The organism is Sphingopyxis sp. DBS4, from assembly GCF_024628865.1.
GTDB lineage: Bacteria > Pseudomonadota > Alphaproteobacteria > Sphingomonadales > Sphingomonadaceae > Sphingopyxis.
On sequence record NZ_CP102384.1, the window covers coordinates 2153412 to 2167548 of the forward strand.

General features: G+C 65.7%; 13 protein-coding genes. 4 read left to right on the forward strand and 9 right to left on the reverse strand.

From position 1 onward, the window contains the following. Positions 1 to 8 precede the first annotated feature (8 nt). From NP825_RS10285 to NP825_RS10300, 4 genes are all read right to left on the reverse strand, one after another. Positions 9 to 3251 carry an efflux RND transporter permease subunit gene (locus NP825_RS10285; RefSeq protein WP_257551163.1) on the reverse strand — a complete coding sequence of 1081 codons (3243 nt, stop codon included), beginning with the start codon at positions 3249 to 3251 and terminating at the stop codon, positions 9 to 11. Between the two features lie 3 nt (positions 3252 to 3254). Continuing rightward, a complete protein-coding gene (locus NP825_RS10290; protein ID WP_257551165.1) occupies positions 3255 to 4421 on the reverse strand; it encodes an efflux RND transporter periplasmic adaptor subunit in 1167 nt (388 codons plus the stop codon). Positions 4422 to 4530: 109 nt separating this feature from the next. Beyond that, positions 4531 to 5835, reverse strand: a complete 1305-nt coding sequence (locus tag NP825_RS10295) for a TolC family protein (protein ID WP_257551168.1) — start codon at positions 5833 to 5835, stop codon at positions 4531 to 4533. A gap of 66 nt (positions 5836 to 5901) precedes the next feature. After that, complete coding sequence (locus NP825_RS10300; RefSeq protein WP_257551170.1) at positions 5902 to 6270, reverse strand: hypothetical protein; 369 nt, start codon at positions 6268 to 6270, stop codon at positions 5902 to 5904. A gap of 191 nt (positions 6271 to 6461) precedes the next feature. On the opposite strand from NP825_RS10300, the gene dinB reads away from it, so the two are divergent. Beyond that, positions 6462 to 7586, forward strand: a complete 1125-nt coding sequence (dinB, locus tag NP825_RS10305) for a DNA polymerase IV (protein WP_257551181.1) — start codon at positions 6462 to 6464, stop codon at positions 7584 to 7586. 172 nt (positions 7587 to 7758) lie between these two features. On the opposite strand, the gene NP825_RS10310 is transcribed toward dinB, so the two are convergent. Beyond that, positions 7759 to 9354, reverse strand: coding sequence for a peptide chain release factor 3 (locus NP825_RS10310; RefSeq protein ID WP_257551183.1), 1596 nt, complete (start codon positions 9352 to 9354; stop codon positions 7759 to 7761). 77 nt (positions 9355 to 9431) lie between these two features. On the opposite strand from NP825_RS10310, the gene NP825_RS10315 reads away from it, so the two are divergent. Both NP825_RS10315 and NP825_RS10320 read left to right on the forward strand, forming a co-directional pair. Next, a complete protein-coding gene (locus NP825_RS10315) occupies positions 9432 to 10070 on the forward strand; it encodes a hypothetical protein (RefSeq protein WP_257551185.1) in 639 nt (212 codons plus the stop codon). Positions 10071 to 10446: 376 nt separating this feature from the next. Further along, positions 10447 to 11250: an enoyl-CoA hydratase-related protein gene (locus tag NP825_RS10320; protein ID WP_257551187.1), complete on the forward strand. Its 804-nt coding sequence runs from the start codon at positions 10447 to 10449 to the stop codon at positions 11248 to 11250. A gap of 56 nt (positions 11251 to 11306) precedes the next feature. Here NP825_RS10320 and NP825_RS10325 read toward each other — a convergent pair whose 3' ends face one another. From NP825_RS10325 to NP825_RS10340, 4 genes are all read right to left on the reverse strand, one after another. Continuing rightward, positions 11307 to 11546 (reverse strand): hypothetical protein, encoded by a 240-nt coding sequence (locus NP825_RS10325; protein WP_257551189.1) that lies wholly within the window; start codon positions 11544 to 11546, stop codon positions 11307 to 11309. A 24-nt stretch (positions 11547 to 11570) separates the two neighbouring features. After that, entirely contained in the window at positions 11571 to 12173 is a 603-nt protein-coding gene (locus NP825_RS10330; protein WP_257551191.1) for an HD domain-containing protein, read from the reverse strand. A 70-nt stretch (positions 12174 to 12243) separates the two neighbouring features. Then, complete coding sequence (locus tag NP825_RS10335) at positions 12244 to 12966, reverse strand: hypothetical protein (RefSeq protein ID WP_257551193.1); 723 nt, start codon at positions 12964 to 12966, stop codon at positions 12244 to 12246. Next, positions 12941 to 13492: a hypothetical protein gene (locus tag NP825_RS10340; RefSeq protein ID WP_257551196.1), complete on the reverse strand. Its 552-nt coding sequence runs from the start codon at positions 13490 to 13492 to the stop codon at positions 12941 to 12943. The genes NP825_RS10335 and NP825_RS10340 overlap by 26 nt, the downstream gene beginning before the upstream one ends. 152 nt (positions 13493 to 13644) lie before the next feature. On the opposite strand from NP825_RS10340, the gene NP825_RS10345 reads away from it, so the two are divergent. Continuing rightward, complete coding sequence (locus NP825_RS10345) at positions 13645 to 14091, forward strand: Rrf2 family transcriptional regulator (RefSeq protein ID WP_257551198.1); 447 nt, start codon at positions 13645 to 13647, stop codon at positions 14089 to 14091. The last annotated feature ends 46 nt before the right edge of the window (positions 14092 to 14137 follow it).

The following is a 14137-nucleotide window of genomic DNA, read 5'->3' on the forward strand; positions in this document are numbered from 1 at the left end:
ATCTCTCCTTATTCCCTGGCCGGCTGATCGGGTGAAGCCCAGCGCCATCTGCCGAAGCGCGGACGTCCTTCGGAGCCGAGCACGACCTTTGCGATGGCGGGCAGCACGAGCAGCGTCAGGATCGTTGCCGCGATCAGGCCGCCGATCACCGTCGTCGCAAGCGGCTTCTGCACCTCGGCGCCGGTTCCGGTTGCGATCGCCATCGGCACAAAGCCGATTGCGGGCACGAAACCGGTCATGATCACCGCGCGCATCTTTTCGCTCATGCCGTCGCGGATCGCGTCCGCGAGCGCAATGCCCTTCTCGAGCCGGTCGCGGATCGCGGTCATGACGACGAGGCCGTTGAGCACCGCAACCCCTGCCAGGCAGATGAAGCCCACCGCCGCCGACACCGAGAAATTGATCCCGGTCAGCGCCAGCGTGAACACCCCGCCCGCGAGGCCCAAGGGCACCGCAAGGAACACCGCCGCGGCCCGGCCGAACCCGCCGAGCGCCAGATAGAGCAGCGCGAAGATCGCCGCGAAACAGAGCGGGACCACGATCGAAAGGCGGTCCGACGCGGCCTGAAGGCTTTCGAACTGGCCGCCCCATTCGAGATAATATCCCGCGGGCAACTTCACCTTTGCGATCTTTTCCTGCGCTTCGGCGACGAAGGAGCCGGCGTCGCGCCCTTCGAGGTTCACCTGGACGACGACGCGCCGCTTGCCATTCTCGCGGCTGATCTGGTTGAGCCCTTCGGTGAGCCGGATCTGGGCGACTTGCGAGAGCGGGATCTGCCCTCGCGCCGCGCCCGCCTGCGGAAGCAGGATCGGCAGCGCACGGATGTCATCGAGATTGACGCGGGTCGCGTCGGGAACGCGGACCATGATATCGAAGCGCCGGTCGCCTTCATAGAGGAGGCCCGATTCACGCCCGCCGAGCGCCGCCGCGATGGTGTCGGCGACCTCCTGCACCGTGAGGCCGTATCGCGCTATGCCATTGCGATCGAGCCTGACGTCGAGGGTCGGCGCACCGCCGACCTGATCGGCCTTGACGCTGCCCGCGCCCGGGATCGCCTGCAGCACGCGCACCATCTCGTTCGCGGCGAGCGACATCTTGTCGAGATCATCGCCATAGAGCTTGATGGCGACATCGCCGCGGACGCCCGCGATCAGTTCGTTGAAGCGCAATTCGATCGGCTGCGACACCTCATAGAGTTGGCCGAGAACGCCGCTCGCCGCCTTTTCGACGCGCGCGATCACCTGATCCTTTGCCGTCACGCCCGCGGGCCATTCCGCCTTGGGCTTCAGAATGACGAAACCGTCGGAGACGTTGGGCGGCATCGGATCGGTCGCCACCTCGGCGGTGCCGGTCTTCGAGAACATCAGTTCGACTTCGGGAAGGCTGGTGATCGCGGCTTCAACCTTGCGCTGCATCGCGAGCGACTGCTCGAGACTGACCGAAGGAACGCGCGTCGAGGCAAGCGCCATATTCTTCTCGTCGAGCTTGGGGATGAATTCCGATCCCAGCAGGCCGAAAACGGGAATCGCGAGGAGGAAGAAGGCAAGGCCGCCCGCGATGAAGCCCCAGGGTTTCGCGATCGCCTTGTCGAGCAGGGGCAGGTAGCGCTCCTTGGTCTTGCGGATGACCCAGACTTCCTTCTCGGCGACCTTGCCGCTGATCATCAGCGCGACGAGCGCCGGGACGAGAGTGATCGCCAGAATGAAGGCCGCGACCAGCGCCAGCATTATAGTGATCGCCATCGGCGAGAAGGTCTTGCCCTCGACGCCGGTGAACATCAGCAACGGCGCAAAGGCGAGCAGGATGATGGCCTGGCCGAAAACGGTCGGTTTGATCATCTCCTGCGACGCGCGCATCGTTTCTTCGAGGCGTTCGCGGAGCAACAGCAACCGGCCCTCATGCTCCTGCCGGTGCGCCAGGCGTGCAAGGCAATTCTCGATGATGATGACGGCGCCGTCGACGATCAGGCCGAAATCGAGCGCGCCGAGGCTCATCAGATTGCCGGGCACGCGAAAGGCGTTCATTCCCATCGCCATCATCAGGAAGGAAAAGGGAATGACGAGCACCGCGATGATCGCCGCACGCCCGTTGCCGAGCAGCAGGAAGAGCGCGGCAGCGACGAGCAGCGCGCCCTCGGTCAGGTTCTTCTCGACCGTTCCGACGGTGGCGTTAACCAACCTGGCACGGTCGAGGACGATCTTGACCTCGATGCCGGGAGGCAATGTCTTCGCGATCTGATCGATCTTCGCCGACACATCCTCGGCGACGGTACGGCTGTTTTCACCGATCAGCATGAGCACTGTGCCGATCACCGCCTCCTTGCCGTTCATGCTGCCGGCGCCGGTGCGCAGGTCGCCGCCGATCTTCACCTCGGCGAGTTGGGCGACGGTGACCGGCACGCGGCCGCGCGTCGCGACGACGGTCCCCCGTATCTCGTCGACCGAACGCACGCGGGCATCGACGCGCACCAGATAGGCTTCGCCGCCGCGGTTGTAGTAATTGGCGCCGACCGCGAGATTGGCGCGTTCGAGTGCTTCGCCGAGTTCGCTGTAGGAGATGCCGAAGCTGGTGAGTCTGGTGGGATCGGGTTCGACGACGAAAGTCTTGGCATAGCCGCCGATCGAATCGACCCCGGCGACGCCCGGCACCGCCTTGAGCTGCGGGCTGACGATCCAGTCCTGCACCGTGCGCAGATAGCCGGCCTTCGCGACATCGTCGGTGAGCCTCTCGCCCTCGGGCGTCAGATAGGCGCCGTCAGGCTGCCAGCCGGGCTGGCCCGCGACCGTCTTCGCCCCCTTGCCGTCGGGTTTGGCATAACCGACGGTATACATGACGACTTCGCCGAGCCCCGTCGTGACCGGCCCGACTTGCGGCTGCGTCCCGTCGGGCAGATTTTCCGCGGCTTGGCGGAGCCGCTCGCCCACCTGTTGTCGCGCGAAATAAAGATCGGTCGAATCCGAAAAGATGGCGGTGACCTGGCTGAACCCGTTGCGCGAGATCGAGCGCGTCGTCTCCAGCCCCGGAATCCCGGCGAGCGAGATTTCGATCGGATAGGTGACGAGCTTCTCGATCTCGACCGGCGACAGACGCGGGTCGACCGTGTTGATCTGGACCTGGTTGTTGGTGATGTCGGGAACCGCGTCGATCGGCAGCCTGGTGAGCTGCCACACGCCGAGTCCGGCGACGATGAGAAAGAGGAAAAGCACCGCCCAGCGCGCGCGGACGGAAAGCGCCATCAGTTTCGCGATCATGGCTTAATGCTCCTCGCCCGCGCCCTTGCCGAACTCGGCCTTGAGCAGGAAAGCGTTCTTCGTTGCGATCGTCTCGCCGGCCCTCAGCCCCGCGAGAATTTCGACCCGGCCGGCGCTGCGCTGGCCGACCGTAACCCTGCGGGCCGCGAATCCGTCCTTCGTTCGCACGAACACGACATCGCGGCCCTCGAGAGTCTGAAGCGCCTCCTCGGCGACGACGATCCGGCTGGCGCCGGCATCGGCGCCGCGGCTCGGAAGCAAGCGCACGCGCACGGCGAGCCCAGGCTGGAGGGCACCGGATACGTCGAGCACCGCGGTCGCCGACCGCGTGTCGCCCGCCAGGCTCGGGGTGACCGCGCGCACGCGCGCGTCGAGCGCGCGCCCATCGGGCAATTCGACGATCGCGCGATCGCCGGAGCTGAGCCGCTGCGCATCGGTCGGGCCAACGGCGGCTTCGATCTGAACCTTGGAAGGGTCGGCGACCCGGAACAATTCGACTTCAGGCTGAACGAACGCGCCGAGGCTGACGTTCTCCGCGGTGACGCGGCCCGTGATCGGACTCGCGACCACGACGCTGCCCCCATCGCGCGTCACTTGTGCGGCGCGAGCCGCAGCGCGGGCGCGCTGAGCCTCGGCCGCCGCCACCGCGGCTTCAGCCTGCGCCTGCTCATAATCGACACGCGCCGAAACCTTCTGTTCGAAGAGGGTTCTTTCGCGGTGGAGAGTCTTCTGCGCAAGCGCCGCCCGCGCCTCCGCCGCCGTGCGTTCGGCGGCGATCTGCGCTGCGTCGCGGCTTTGCACGATCGCCAGCGGTTCGCCCGCCCTCACCGGATCGCCGAGCTGTTTGAAGACGCGGGTGACCGCGCCGCCCGCCCGCGCGGTGACGACCGCCTCGCCGCTCGGCGCCGCCGTGACCGTCGCCTGCGCGATGATTTCGGAGCCGAGACCACCGGCGCTGATCGTCTCGACGCCGATCTCGGCTGCCTCGATCGCGGCGGGCGTGATGGCGAGGCGGTCGGGTGCGGTCTCGTTTTCGGTTTCGCCCTCACCGTCCGCAACGGGAGCCGCGACGGGGCCGGCGGTACAGCGGGCGACGCCGAAACCTGTAGCGGCGGCGAGAGCCATGGCGCCCGCAAGGGTGCCCAAAAGGCGCTTGTCCTTGGTGATCATCGAATGTCTCCGCGAAAAGGGAGGGCGCAGGGCGGAGCCGCTTGCGCGCAGGGGAATGGATGGCGGGGGCCGCGGTGCGAAACGCGACCGTCCGGTACAGGCGGCGCGATCATGGCTGATGATCCGCGTCGCCCTCGGCGGCCTGCCGCGCGAGGGTCGCCTGTGCCTCGGCACGCGCCCGGCGCGCCGCGATGAGTTCGGTCCGCATCGCGGCATAGGCCTGCTGCGCGTCGATATATTCGACGAGCGACGATTTGCCGGCGCGATAGGATAGCTCGGCAAGCCGCACCCCTTCGCGCGCCTGCTCGATCCCGGCGCCTTCGAGCGCGGCAAGACGCGCTTCGGCCGAATCGAGATCGGCGCGGGCATTGGCGATTGCGGCCGCGGCCGTCACCACCGCATTCTCGCGCCGGGCGGCGGCCGCCGCGACGTCCGAGCGCGCCGCCGCGACATTGCCCTGGTTGCGGTCGAAGATCGGAAGCGGCATCGACAGGTTGGCGATGAGCGCCCGGTCGCCGGTTTCGCGAAGCTGGCGAACGCCGACACCAACGCTCGGATCGACGCGCGCTTCGACCCGCTGCCCGCGGAGCCGCGCCTCGGCGATCAATTGTTCGGTCTCGGCCAGCCTGACATCGAGCGTCGCAAGCGCATCCACCTCGGTCGATTGCGTCGCGATTTCGCCGTCGATCAATTCGGCGGGCGGCGTCGCCACACCGAGCAGCGCCGCGAGCGACCGGCGCGCGGTCGCCTCCCCCCCTTCGGCCGAGCGAAGCTCGGCACTCGCCTGAACCAGCGCGGCGTTGGCGCGAAAAGCGCGGAGCGGCGGCTCGTTGCCGGTGTCGACCATCGCCTGCGCGACACGGACGAGTTCGCGGGCCCTCGCCTCATTCTCGCGCGCAAGCGCCAGATCATCGCGGGCGGCGACGGCGGCCGCGAACCGGCCGCGAACCTCGAAGGCGAGATCGGCGCGCGCGATTTCGAGCCGGTATTGCGCCGCCACGAACTCGGCATCGGCAAGCGTCATGCGCGCGCGCCGTCGGCCGCCGAGGTCGAGCCGCTGGTTGATCGACACCGTCGTTTCGAGGCCGGCGAACCCCGAATAGGGTCCGGTGCCGGCGAAATTTTCGATATCGATGTTGAGGGTGGGGTTGAAGCGATAGCTGGCCTGGCGCTGGCGGCCGCGCGCGGCCTCCACCTCGGCAGCAGCGGCGAGAACGCGCGGCGAGCGCGCGTCGGCTTCTTCCATGGCCTGCGCCAGCGCCAGTCGGGCAGGGAGCGGACCGGCGCGGACAGTCGGCCCGGCGGGAGGGAGCGGGCCGGCAAGCGCGGGGCCCGGCGCTTGGGCGGCCGCACTCGCGCTGCTTCCCGCAGCCATTAGCGCCGCGACCGTCGCGGCGGCAACTATAGGGTTCATGAAGGAAAGACTCCTGACAATGACAGGGAAAAGCGCGGCCCCAAGGGCGCGCGCAAACCTGGATTGTCAGGCGATGGGGGGGCGGAACGTCCCGGTGAAGGCGGCGGGCGGAACGACCGCCGACGGAGCGCGGCCATGCGTCACGGCATGAACCACCGCGATCGGCAGCACGGCGATAGCGGCGGGCACGCCCGAATAATGACCATGACAGCCATGTACCGTGACCGGCGATTGCTGATCCTCCGACGGCGAATCCTGCGATGCCTTGACGACGATCTGAACGCACCCGTCCCAATCGCGCATCTCATTCGCCGTGACGGGGGTCGCGGAGACCGGGGTCGGCTGCGCGCAGTCTTCCGCGGCGTGAGCGATCGAACCCGCAACCGTGCCCGATGCGAGGAGAAGGGACAGCAAGAGCAGAAGCACCCGTCTCATCGAGCCCGCTCGTAGCATTGTTGATTCGCCTTGCAAAGCGAAAGCACGAAGCACGCGGCCAAAAATATCGTTCAATTTCGTGATGTTATCTCATTTCTGTCGACCGGAGATGAAGCCGGGGCCCGCTCGCGGCGCGCGCAGTCATCGCACGAGGCGTTGAGAACATTAAGGAAACATGCTAATTCGCGCGCGTGGAAGACGCCGCAGACCCTGCGCCGGGAGACGGCACGGACCCGCCGGTCCGCAAGATCATCCATGTCGACATGGACGCCTTTTACGCGTCGGTCGAACAGCGCGACAATCCGGCCCTGCGCGGCAAGCCCGTCGCGGTCGGGGGTTCGTCGCGGCGCGGGGTGGTCGCCGCCGCCTCCTACGAGGCGCGCAAGTTCGGCGTGCGTTCGGCGATGCCGAGCGTCACCGCGAAGCGCCAGTGTCCCGACCTGATCTTCGTGCCGCCACGCTTCGACGCCTATCGCGACATCTCGCACCAGATCCGCGCGATCTTCCGCGACTATGCCGACGAGGTCGAGCCACTGTCGCTCGACGAAGCCTATCTCGACGTCAGCCACGACAAGGCCGGGCTCGGCAGCGCGACCGCCGCCGCAAAGTTGATCCGCGAGCGCATCCGCCGCGAAACCGGCCTCACCGCTTCGGCAGGCGTTTCCTACAACAAGTTCATCGCCAAGCTAGCGTCGGACCAGAACAAGCCAGATGGCATCACGATCGTCCCGCCGGGCAAGGGCGCGGCGTTCGTCCAGACGCTGTCGATCCGGCGTTTTCACGGCATCGGCCCCGTTACGGCGGCGAAGATGGAAGGGCTCGGCGTCTTTTCGGGCGCCGACCTCGCCGCGAAGGAGATGGAATGGCTCGCCGCGCATTTCGGCAACAGTGCCGAATGGCTGCACAATCTGGCGCGCGGGATCGACCATCGGCGCGTGCGGTCGAACCGGCCGCTCAAATCGCTGGGCGGCGAGCGCACCTTCTTCAACGACCTGATCGCCGACACCGAAGTCCGCGAAGCGCTCGCGCATGTCTGCACCGTCGTCTGGGATCGCGCAGCGAAGCGCGGCGCGCGCGGGCGGACGGTGACGCTGAAGCTGCGCTACGCGGACTTCAAGACGATCACGCGGGCGAAATCGGTGCCGTTCGCGATCGCCGATGGCGCGGGCCTGCTCGCGGTCGGCGAAACGATCCTCGCGCCGCTGCTGCCGGTCGAGCAGGGGATACGGTTGCTGGGCGTGACGCTGAGCAAGTTCGAGGGCGAGGAAGATGAGGAAGACGCGGCGGGGCCGGCAGACCTGCTGAGTTTGATTTGACTCGCACGAAGCCACGAAGCCACAAAGATACTCTCCGATCCATTCGCCCTGAGCCTGTCGAAGGGCCGTTCTTTTCTTCGGGCGTCGAAGGAAGGACGGTGCTTCGACAAGCTCAGCACAAACGGAAGAGGGGGAAGCTCTTTGTGGCTTCGTGGCTTCGTGCGAGTCCCTATCAGCCCGCGTCGGCGAACCGCCGTTCCTTGGTCGCGGTGAAGCGGATCGCCGGATGGCGCTGCGTCACATAGCCGACCTCCCACGCATCCTTCGCCATGAACACCGGCGCGCCGTCGCGGTCGGTGGCGCTGGCGCCGCGATGGTCGGCCTGGAAGGCCTTCAGCGCCGCGGGATCGTCGCTCGCGATCCAGCGGGCAGTGTCCCACGGCGACGCCTCGAGCTTCGCCTCGACCTTATATTCGGCGTCGAGGCGGCTGATCAGCACCTCGAGCTGGAGCTGGCCGACCACGCCGACGATCATGTTCGCGCCGATCTCGGGATAGAAGACCTGGATGATCCCCTCCTCCGCCATGTCGTCGAGCGCCTTGCGGAGCTGTTTGGTCTTGGTGGGATCGACGAGCGCGACGCGGCGCAGCAGTTCGGGGGCGAAGTTCGGCAGCCCGGTGATCGTGATGTCGGTGCGTTCCGACAAAGTATCGCCGACGCGCAGGGTGCCGTGGTTCGGGATGCCGATGATGTCGCCGGGAAAGGCTTCTTCGGCCATCTCGCGGTCCTGCGCGAGGAACAGCATCGGGCGGCTGATCGCGATCGCCTTGCCCGTCCCGCCCTGCATCAGCCGCATGCCGCGCTCGAACTTGCCCGAGCAGAGCCGCATGAAGGCGATGCGGTCGCGGTGTGCGGGGTTCATGTTCGCCTGCACCTTGAAGACGAAGCCGGTGACGGCCTCGTCGCCCGGCTGCACCGGCGCGGGCTCGGCGGGCTGTGGCTGCGGGCCGGGCGCATGCGCCGCCAGCGCGTTCAGCAGATCGACGACCCCGAATTCCTTGAGCGCGGAGCCGAAATAGACCGGCGTCAGATCACCGTCCCGGTAGGCCGCGACGTCGAAGGGGGCGTAGCAGGCCGACGCAAGCTCGGTTTCCTCCTTGAGGTGCGCAAGCGCGTCGGCGCTGAGTTCGGCCGCCAGCGCCGCATCGTCCAGCCCCGACACCGCGACGCGCTTCCCCTCGTACATGCGTGAGGCATCGCCGCCGGGCTTCATGATCGCGGGATCGACGAGGTCGTAGATACCCTCGAACTGCCCACCCATCCCCGCGGGCCAGTTCATCGGGCAGACGTCGAGCGCAAGGCGGTCGGCGACCTCGTCGAGCAGTTCGAAGGGCGGCAGGCCTTCGCGGTCGACCTTGTTGACGAAGGTGATGATCGGCACCGAGCGCAGGCGGCAGACCTCGAACAGTTTCAAGGTCTGCGGCTCGATGCCCTTGGCGGCGTCGATCACCATCACCGCGCTGTCGACCGCGGTCAGCGTGCGATAGGTGTCCTCGCTGAAATCCTCGTGCCCCGGCGTGTCGAGCAGGTTGAAGACGAGCCCCTGATGCTCGAAGGTCATCACCGACGAGGTGACCGAAATTCCGCGCTGCTGCTCGATCTTCATCCAGTCGGAGCGCGCGCGCCGCGCGGCGCCGCGCGCCTTCACCTCGCCCGCCATATGGATCGCGCCACCCGCGACGAGCAGCTTTTCAGTCAGCGTCGTCTTGCCCGCGTCGGGGTGCGAGATGATGGCAAAGGTGCGGCGGTCGGGGTGGTTCTGAGACATGGCGCGGGCGCCTAGCAGGTGGCGGCAATTGTGGAAAGGGGCTGGCATCGGCGCCGCGCCGGACGCATGGTCGGACGATGCGAACCTTGCTCATCGCCTTTGCGCTGCTCGCCTCCCCCGCCGCCGCGCAGGATTCACCCTTCGTCGGCGAATATGACCTTGCCGAAGGCCCCGATGTCGGCGGCGGCCTGCTCATCCGCAACGACGGCCGCTTTCAATATGTGTTTGCCGCGGGAGCGCTCGACGAACGTGCCGAGGGGCGCTGGGAGGCCCGCGGCGACACGATCTGCCTGACCACCGAGCCGAAGCCGGTGCCGCCGGCGATGTCGAAGGGCACGCCCGGCGAGATCGACGGCGCGGTGCCGACCATCCTCGTCACCTGGCCGAACGGGCGGACCATCGCGGGGGTCGATTTCACCATTGGCTTCGACAGCGGCGATCCGATCGACGGCTATACCCAATATGACGGCTGGACCATGCCCGACGACGACACGCGTATCCCGCGCTGGGTCGAGGTGCGCGAACCGGTCTACGACATCACCGCGCCGCGCTTCGTGCTGACCGACGCCGATGGCGGCAAGCTGCATGTGATCATCGAGCCGAACGATATCGGCGTGGCCGATTTCGAAGGCGCCTGCGCCGAAAGGACCGAACGCGGCCTGACGCTGCACCGCGCAGAGGGAAAGATGCGGTTCGTGCGACTGGGGAAGGATTAATATTCGGGGCCAAGGCCGCTTTGGGGTGGGGAGCGGCCTCTTCCCAACTTTCGTCATTCCCGCGAAAGCGGGAACCCAGAGCGTGCGTCGGCTGACCCCACACTGGGTTCCCGCTTTCGCGGGAATGACGAAGATAAGAGATGCTGAGCGCGACTTTCAGATTCTCGTCATCCCGGACTTGATCCGGGATCCATTCATCCGGCGCTGAGAAAATGGATCCCGGATCAAGTCCGGGATGACGATGCAAGATAGGTCCGCTCTCGGTCGAAATCGGCCACGCACCTTCACTCGCCCTCCCCCCTTGCGCTCCCTCTCCAAATGCGCCAAAACTTTACGTGAACGTAAAGGTAAAGCCCCCGCGAGAGGATATTTCCCCATGACCGACACCCCGACTTTCGACACGATCAAGTTCGACGTCGCCGACCATGTCGCGACGATCACGCTCAACCGGCCCGAGCGGCTCAACTCGATGCCGCCGGCGATGGCCGACGATATCCGTACCGCGCTCGATTATCTGCCGGTGCTCGGCGCGCGGGCATTGTTGATCACCGGCGAAGGGCGCGGTTTCTGCTCGGGCGCGGACCTTGCGGGCGACCGCAGCGGCTCGGCGGTCGGCGGCGGCGCGAACAGCCGCAAGGCGCTGCGCAACCATTATAACCCGATGCTGCTCGCGCTTGCCAATCTCGACATTCCGGTCGTCGTCGCGGTCAACGGCCCCGCGGCGGGCGTCGGGTGCAGCTTTGGCCTGTCGGGCGATTTCACCATCGCGGGCAAGAGCGCCTATTTCCTCCAGGCCTTCGTCAACATCGGCCTCGTCCCCGACGGTGGCTCGTCGTGGATCCTGCCGCGCCTCGTCGGTCTGTCGCGCGCGACGCAGATGATGATGCTCGGCGAAAAGATCGGCGCGGAACAGGCCGCCGACTGGGGTCTCATCTATAAATGCGTCGAGGACGCCGAGTTGCTGACCGAGGCCAAGGCGCTGGCGGCGCGGCTCGCGAACGGACCGACGGTCGCACTCGGCACGATGCGCAGGATTTTGCGCGAAGGCCTGTCACAAAGCTATGCCGACACGCTCGATGCCGAAGCGAAAGGCCAGTTCATCGCCGGCAACAGTGCCGATGCGATGGAGGGTATTCTTGCGTTCCAGCAGAAGCGCAAAACCGCGTTCAAGGGCAAGTAAGAGCCCACTACATTACGGCCCCGATGGAAGTCGGGGTCGCTTTTTCCTTCAGAACCTCACCGGCGGGAGCGATCCCCCCTCATTCCGGTCACGAAGAAATCAATGCCGTTTACAAAAATTGCTCCAGCGAGGAATGCCGACAGGAAGAGCACATAGTTCCAATAATCCTCGCCGCTAATTTCAACGCCGTCGCGAATTTTCGACACGATTTCCAAAATCACAATGCCCAAGACACAGAGAATCACGAACAGAAAGAACTTGTTGAAGCTCTTCATCACTTTGAAGCGGCGCCACATCTCTTGTTCTCAATATTCGCTTCGTTATTCGGCAGCTTCCTCGACCATCGCCTTCTTGTAGATGCTGTTGCGCGGATAGGCGCAGAGGCGCTTCACCATCGGCTCGAAAAATTCGAGCGGCAGCGACTCATAGTCGGGGTCGAAGGCCGGCGCGTCATATTTCTCGCAGAACTCGGCGCAGGCGGCCGCATAGGGATGATCCGCGAACTGGTCGCGCATGTCGCGATCGAGGCCGAGGTAGTGGAAGAAATAATGGCCCTGGAAAATGCCGTGATGCTGCACGATCCAGAGATTTTCTTCCGACAGGAAGGGCTTCAGGATCGCTGCCGCGACATCGGGGTGGTTGAAGGCGCCGAGCGTGTCGCCGATGTCGTGGAGGAGCGCCATCACGACATATTCCTCGTCGCGTCCGTCGCGGTGCGCGCGCGTCGCGGTCTGCAGGCAATGTTCGAGCCGGTCGACCGGAAAGCCGCCATAATCGCCGCCGAGCAGTTTCAGATGGTCGAGGATGCGCGCGCCGTTGTTCGGCGCGAATTCTTTCTGCTCGCGCGCGATGATGTCCCAGTCTTCCTGCGTCCCGTCGATCATCGACCGGAAGGTCGCATGTTCGTGCGTCCTGTCGTTCATGGCAGCCTCTCCCTTATCGGGAGCAGCTTATGCCATCGGTTCCGATTTGCAACTTTATAGCGGGAAACGCCTATTCGACCGCATAGGTCACGCCATATTTCAGCGCCTCGTCGAGCGTCAGGCAACGGCGCGTCGACTTGTCGGGACCGCTGCCTTTTACCGCCTTTTGCCGATACATGACATCGGTCAGCAGTTTGCGCGACACGCCCATCTTGATCAGAAAGGCGTTGTCCTCGCTCGCGAGCAGCGCGCTGTCCTGTTCGACGTCGCCGATCAATTCGGTGGTCGCATCGGTCCCGAGGGCGACACTTTCGTCGATGGCGGCGCGGTCGCCGGTACTGGTGAACATATGAACGATGAATTGGCCGCCCGGTTCGATCACCCGCGGCTGACCGCCCATGAAGACGAAATTGCAGGCGCTGAAACAGGCCCAGCCCGCCGGAATACGGGTTCCGAGGCCAGGAAAGGACCGGATCACACGGCCCGCCGCATTGCCCGCGCGCGCATCGCCTCCCGGCGAGCGAAGCCATATCTCGCTGACGTCGGGGTTGGCTTTCAGCGCGGCCGCCAGACGATCGGGAAGCCCGGCGTCGACCCGCCCCTCTCCTAGCATCACCTTCATGCCGCCGCGCTTTTCGACCGTCAGCTTCATCGTCGGATTGGTCGACCAGTTCGGATTGAGCGGACAGGTCGGATTGATCGGGTCCATATCGGTCGCCGCGCCGAGGGTAGCGAGCGCGAGGACGCCCGCCAACAGGCGCGCAAGCTTAGGCCGCGAGCGTATAGCGTGCATCGCCCGGCCCCTTGCACATGCGCTTGCTCACCTGCGTCTCTTCACCGTCGACGATGATGAAGTCGTTGACGGTCATGCACTTGCGCCCGCCGCCCTCCTGATTGATCGACGCGATCGTCGACGATCCGCTGACATTCTCGCGCGTTTCGCTGGTCCAGTTCGCGGTCGCGCCGACCTCTTCGCCGCGGGTGATCTCTTCGGTCGCCTTGGCCGCCTGGACCTGCTCGGCCGGGTCCAGCTTGCACGCGATCGCGTCGGTCAGCGTTCCGCTCACCTCGGCGATCGGCACATAGGAATAGACGCCGGCCTTGCTCGCCGCGTCGCCGACCGCGTCGCGGATCACCCCGCCCAATATGCCGCGCCCGACGCTGCTGCCCTTCTTGCCTTTCGGACAGCCGCCATTGTCGTCGCTGCTCGGGCTCGGCGCCGTCACCTTGCGGAGCAGGCTGCCGAACTGCGCCTCGGCGGGCGCCGCCGCCAGCATGCAAGCCGCCAGAACCGCTGGAATACCCCAGATTTTACGCATCATCGATCAACCCTCATCGCACCCGTTTACGGGCCATCATGCGATCCCATTGGCATCGGTTCATGCCACCCGCTGTGATTTTCATCAACAGCGCAAGATAATCTCATCCAGACAGGTTGAATTAAGGCTGAATATGTCACACTAACCCTGCCATGCTGTCGCAAAAGACCCGCTATACGATCCGTGCCTTCCAGCATCTTGCCGACCATTGGGGCAAGGGGCAGGTGCAGCTTGCGGACATTGCCGATGCACAGAATATCCCCCCCAAATTCCTGACCGTGATCCTGTCCGAGATGGCGCGCGAGGGGCTGCTCATTTCGCAGCGCGGCCGCGACGGCGGCTATCAACTGGCATTGCCCCCGATCGACATCAGCTATGGCGACCTCGTCCGCCTGACGCGCGGATCGCTTGCGCTCGTCCCCTGCGCCGCGCGCAACGCGCACGAGCATTGCAAGAATTGCCTGCCCGAATCCGATTGCCGGCTGCGCAGCCTGATGCTGAAGGTGCGCGACGACACCGCCTCGATCCTCGACCGCATCACGCTGGCCGACCCGATCGTGCTGGAGCCTTTGTTCGAGAAGGACGAAGCAGCCGAATAACGCCGTTTCATCGAAAAGAGAACGTTCTCAAAAATGGCTTGCCGCA

Bases quoted from the DNA above. Each gene is read 5' to 3' on its own strand.
- NP825_RS10285 (WP_257551163.1), bottom strand. From the start codon at position 3,251: ATGATCGCGAAACTGATGGCGCTTTCCGTCCGCGCGCGCTGGGCGGTG.
- NP825_RS10290 (WP_257551165.1), bottom strand. From the start codon at position 4,421: ATGATCACCAAGGACAAGCGCCTTTTGGGCACCCTTGCGGGCGCCATG.
- NP825_RS10295 (WP_257551168.1), bottom strand. From the start codon at position 5,835: ATGAACCCTATAGTTGCCGCCGCGACGGTCGCGGCGCTAATGGCTGCG.
- NP825_RS10300 (WP_257551170.1), bottom strand. From the start codon at position 6,270: ATGAGACGGGTGCTTCTGCTCTTGCTGTCCCTTCTCCTCGCATCGGGC.
- NP825_RS10310 (WP_257551183.1), bottom strand. From the start codon at position 9,354: ATGTCTCAGAACCACCCCGACCGCCGCACCTTTGCCATCATCTCGCAC.
- NP825_RS10315 (WP_257551185.1), top strand. From the start codon at position 9,432: ATGCGAACCTTGCTCATCGCCTTTGCGCTGCTCGCCTCCCCCGCCGCC.
- NP825_RS10320 (WP_257551187.1), top strand. From the start codon at position 10,447: ATGACCGACACCCCGACTTTCGACACGATCAAGTTCGACGTCGCCGAC.
- NP825_RS10325 (WP_257551189.1), bottom strand. From the start codon at position 11,546: ATGTGGCGCCGCTTCAAAGTGATGAAGAGCTTCAACAAGTTCTTTCTG.
- NP825_RS10330 (WP_257551191.1), bottom strand. From the start codon at position 12,173: ATGAACGACAGGACGCACGAACATGCGACCTTCCGGTCGATGATCGAC.
- NP825_RS10335 (WP_257551193.1), bottom strand. From the start codon at position 12,966: ATGCACGCTATACGCTCGCGGCCTAAGCTTGCGCGCCTGTTGGCGGGC.
- NP825_RS10340 (WP_257551196.1), bottom strand. From the start codon at position 13,492: ATGCGTAAAATCTGGGGTATTCCAGCGGTTCTGGCGGCTTGCATGCTG.
- NP825_RS10345 (WP_257551198.1), top strand. From the start codon at position 13,645: ATGCTGTCGCAAAAGACCCGCTATACGATCCGTGCCTTCCAGCATCTT.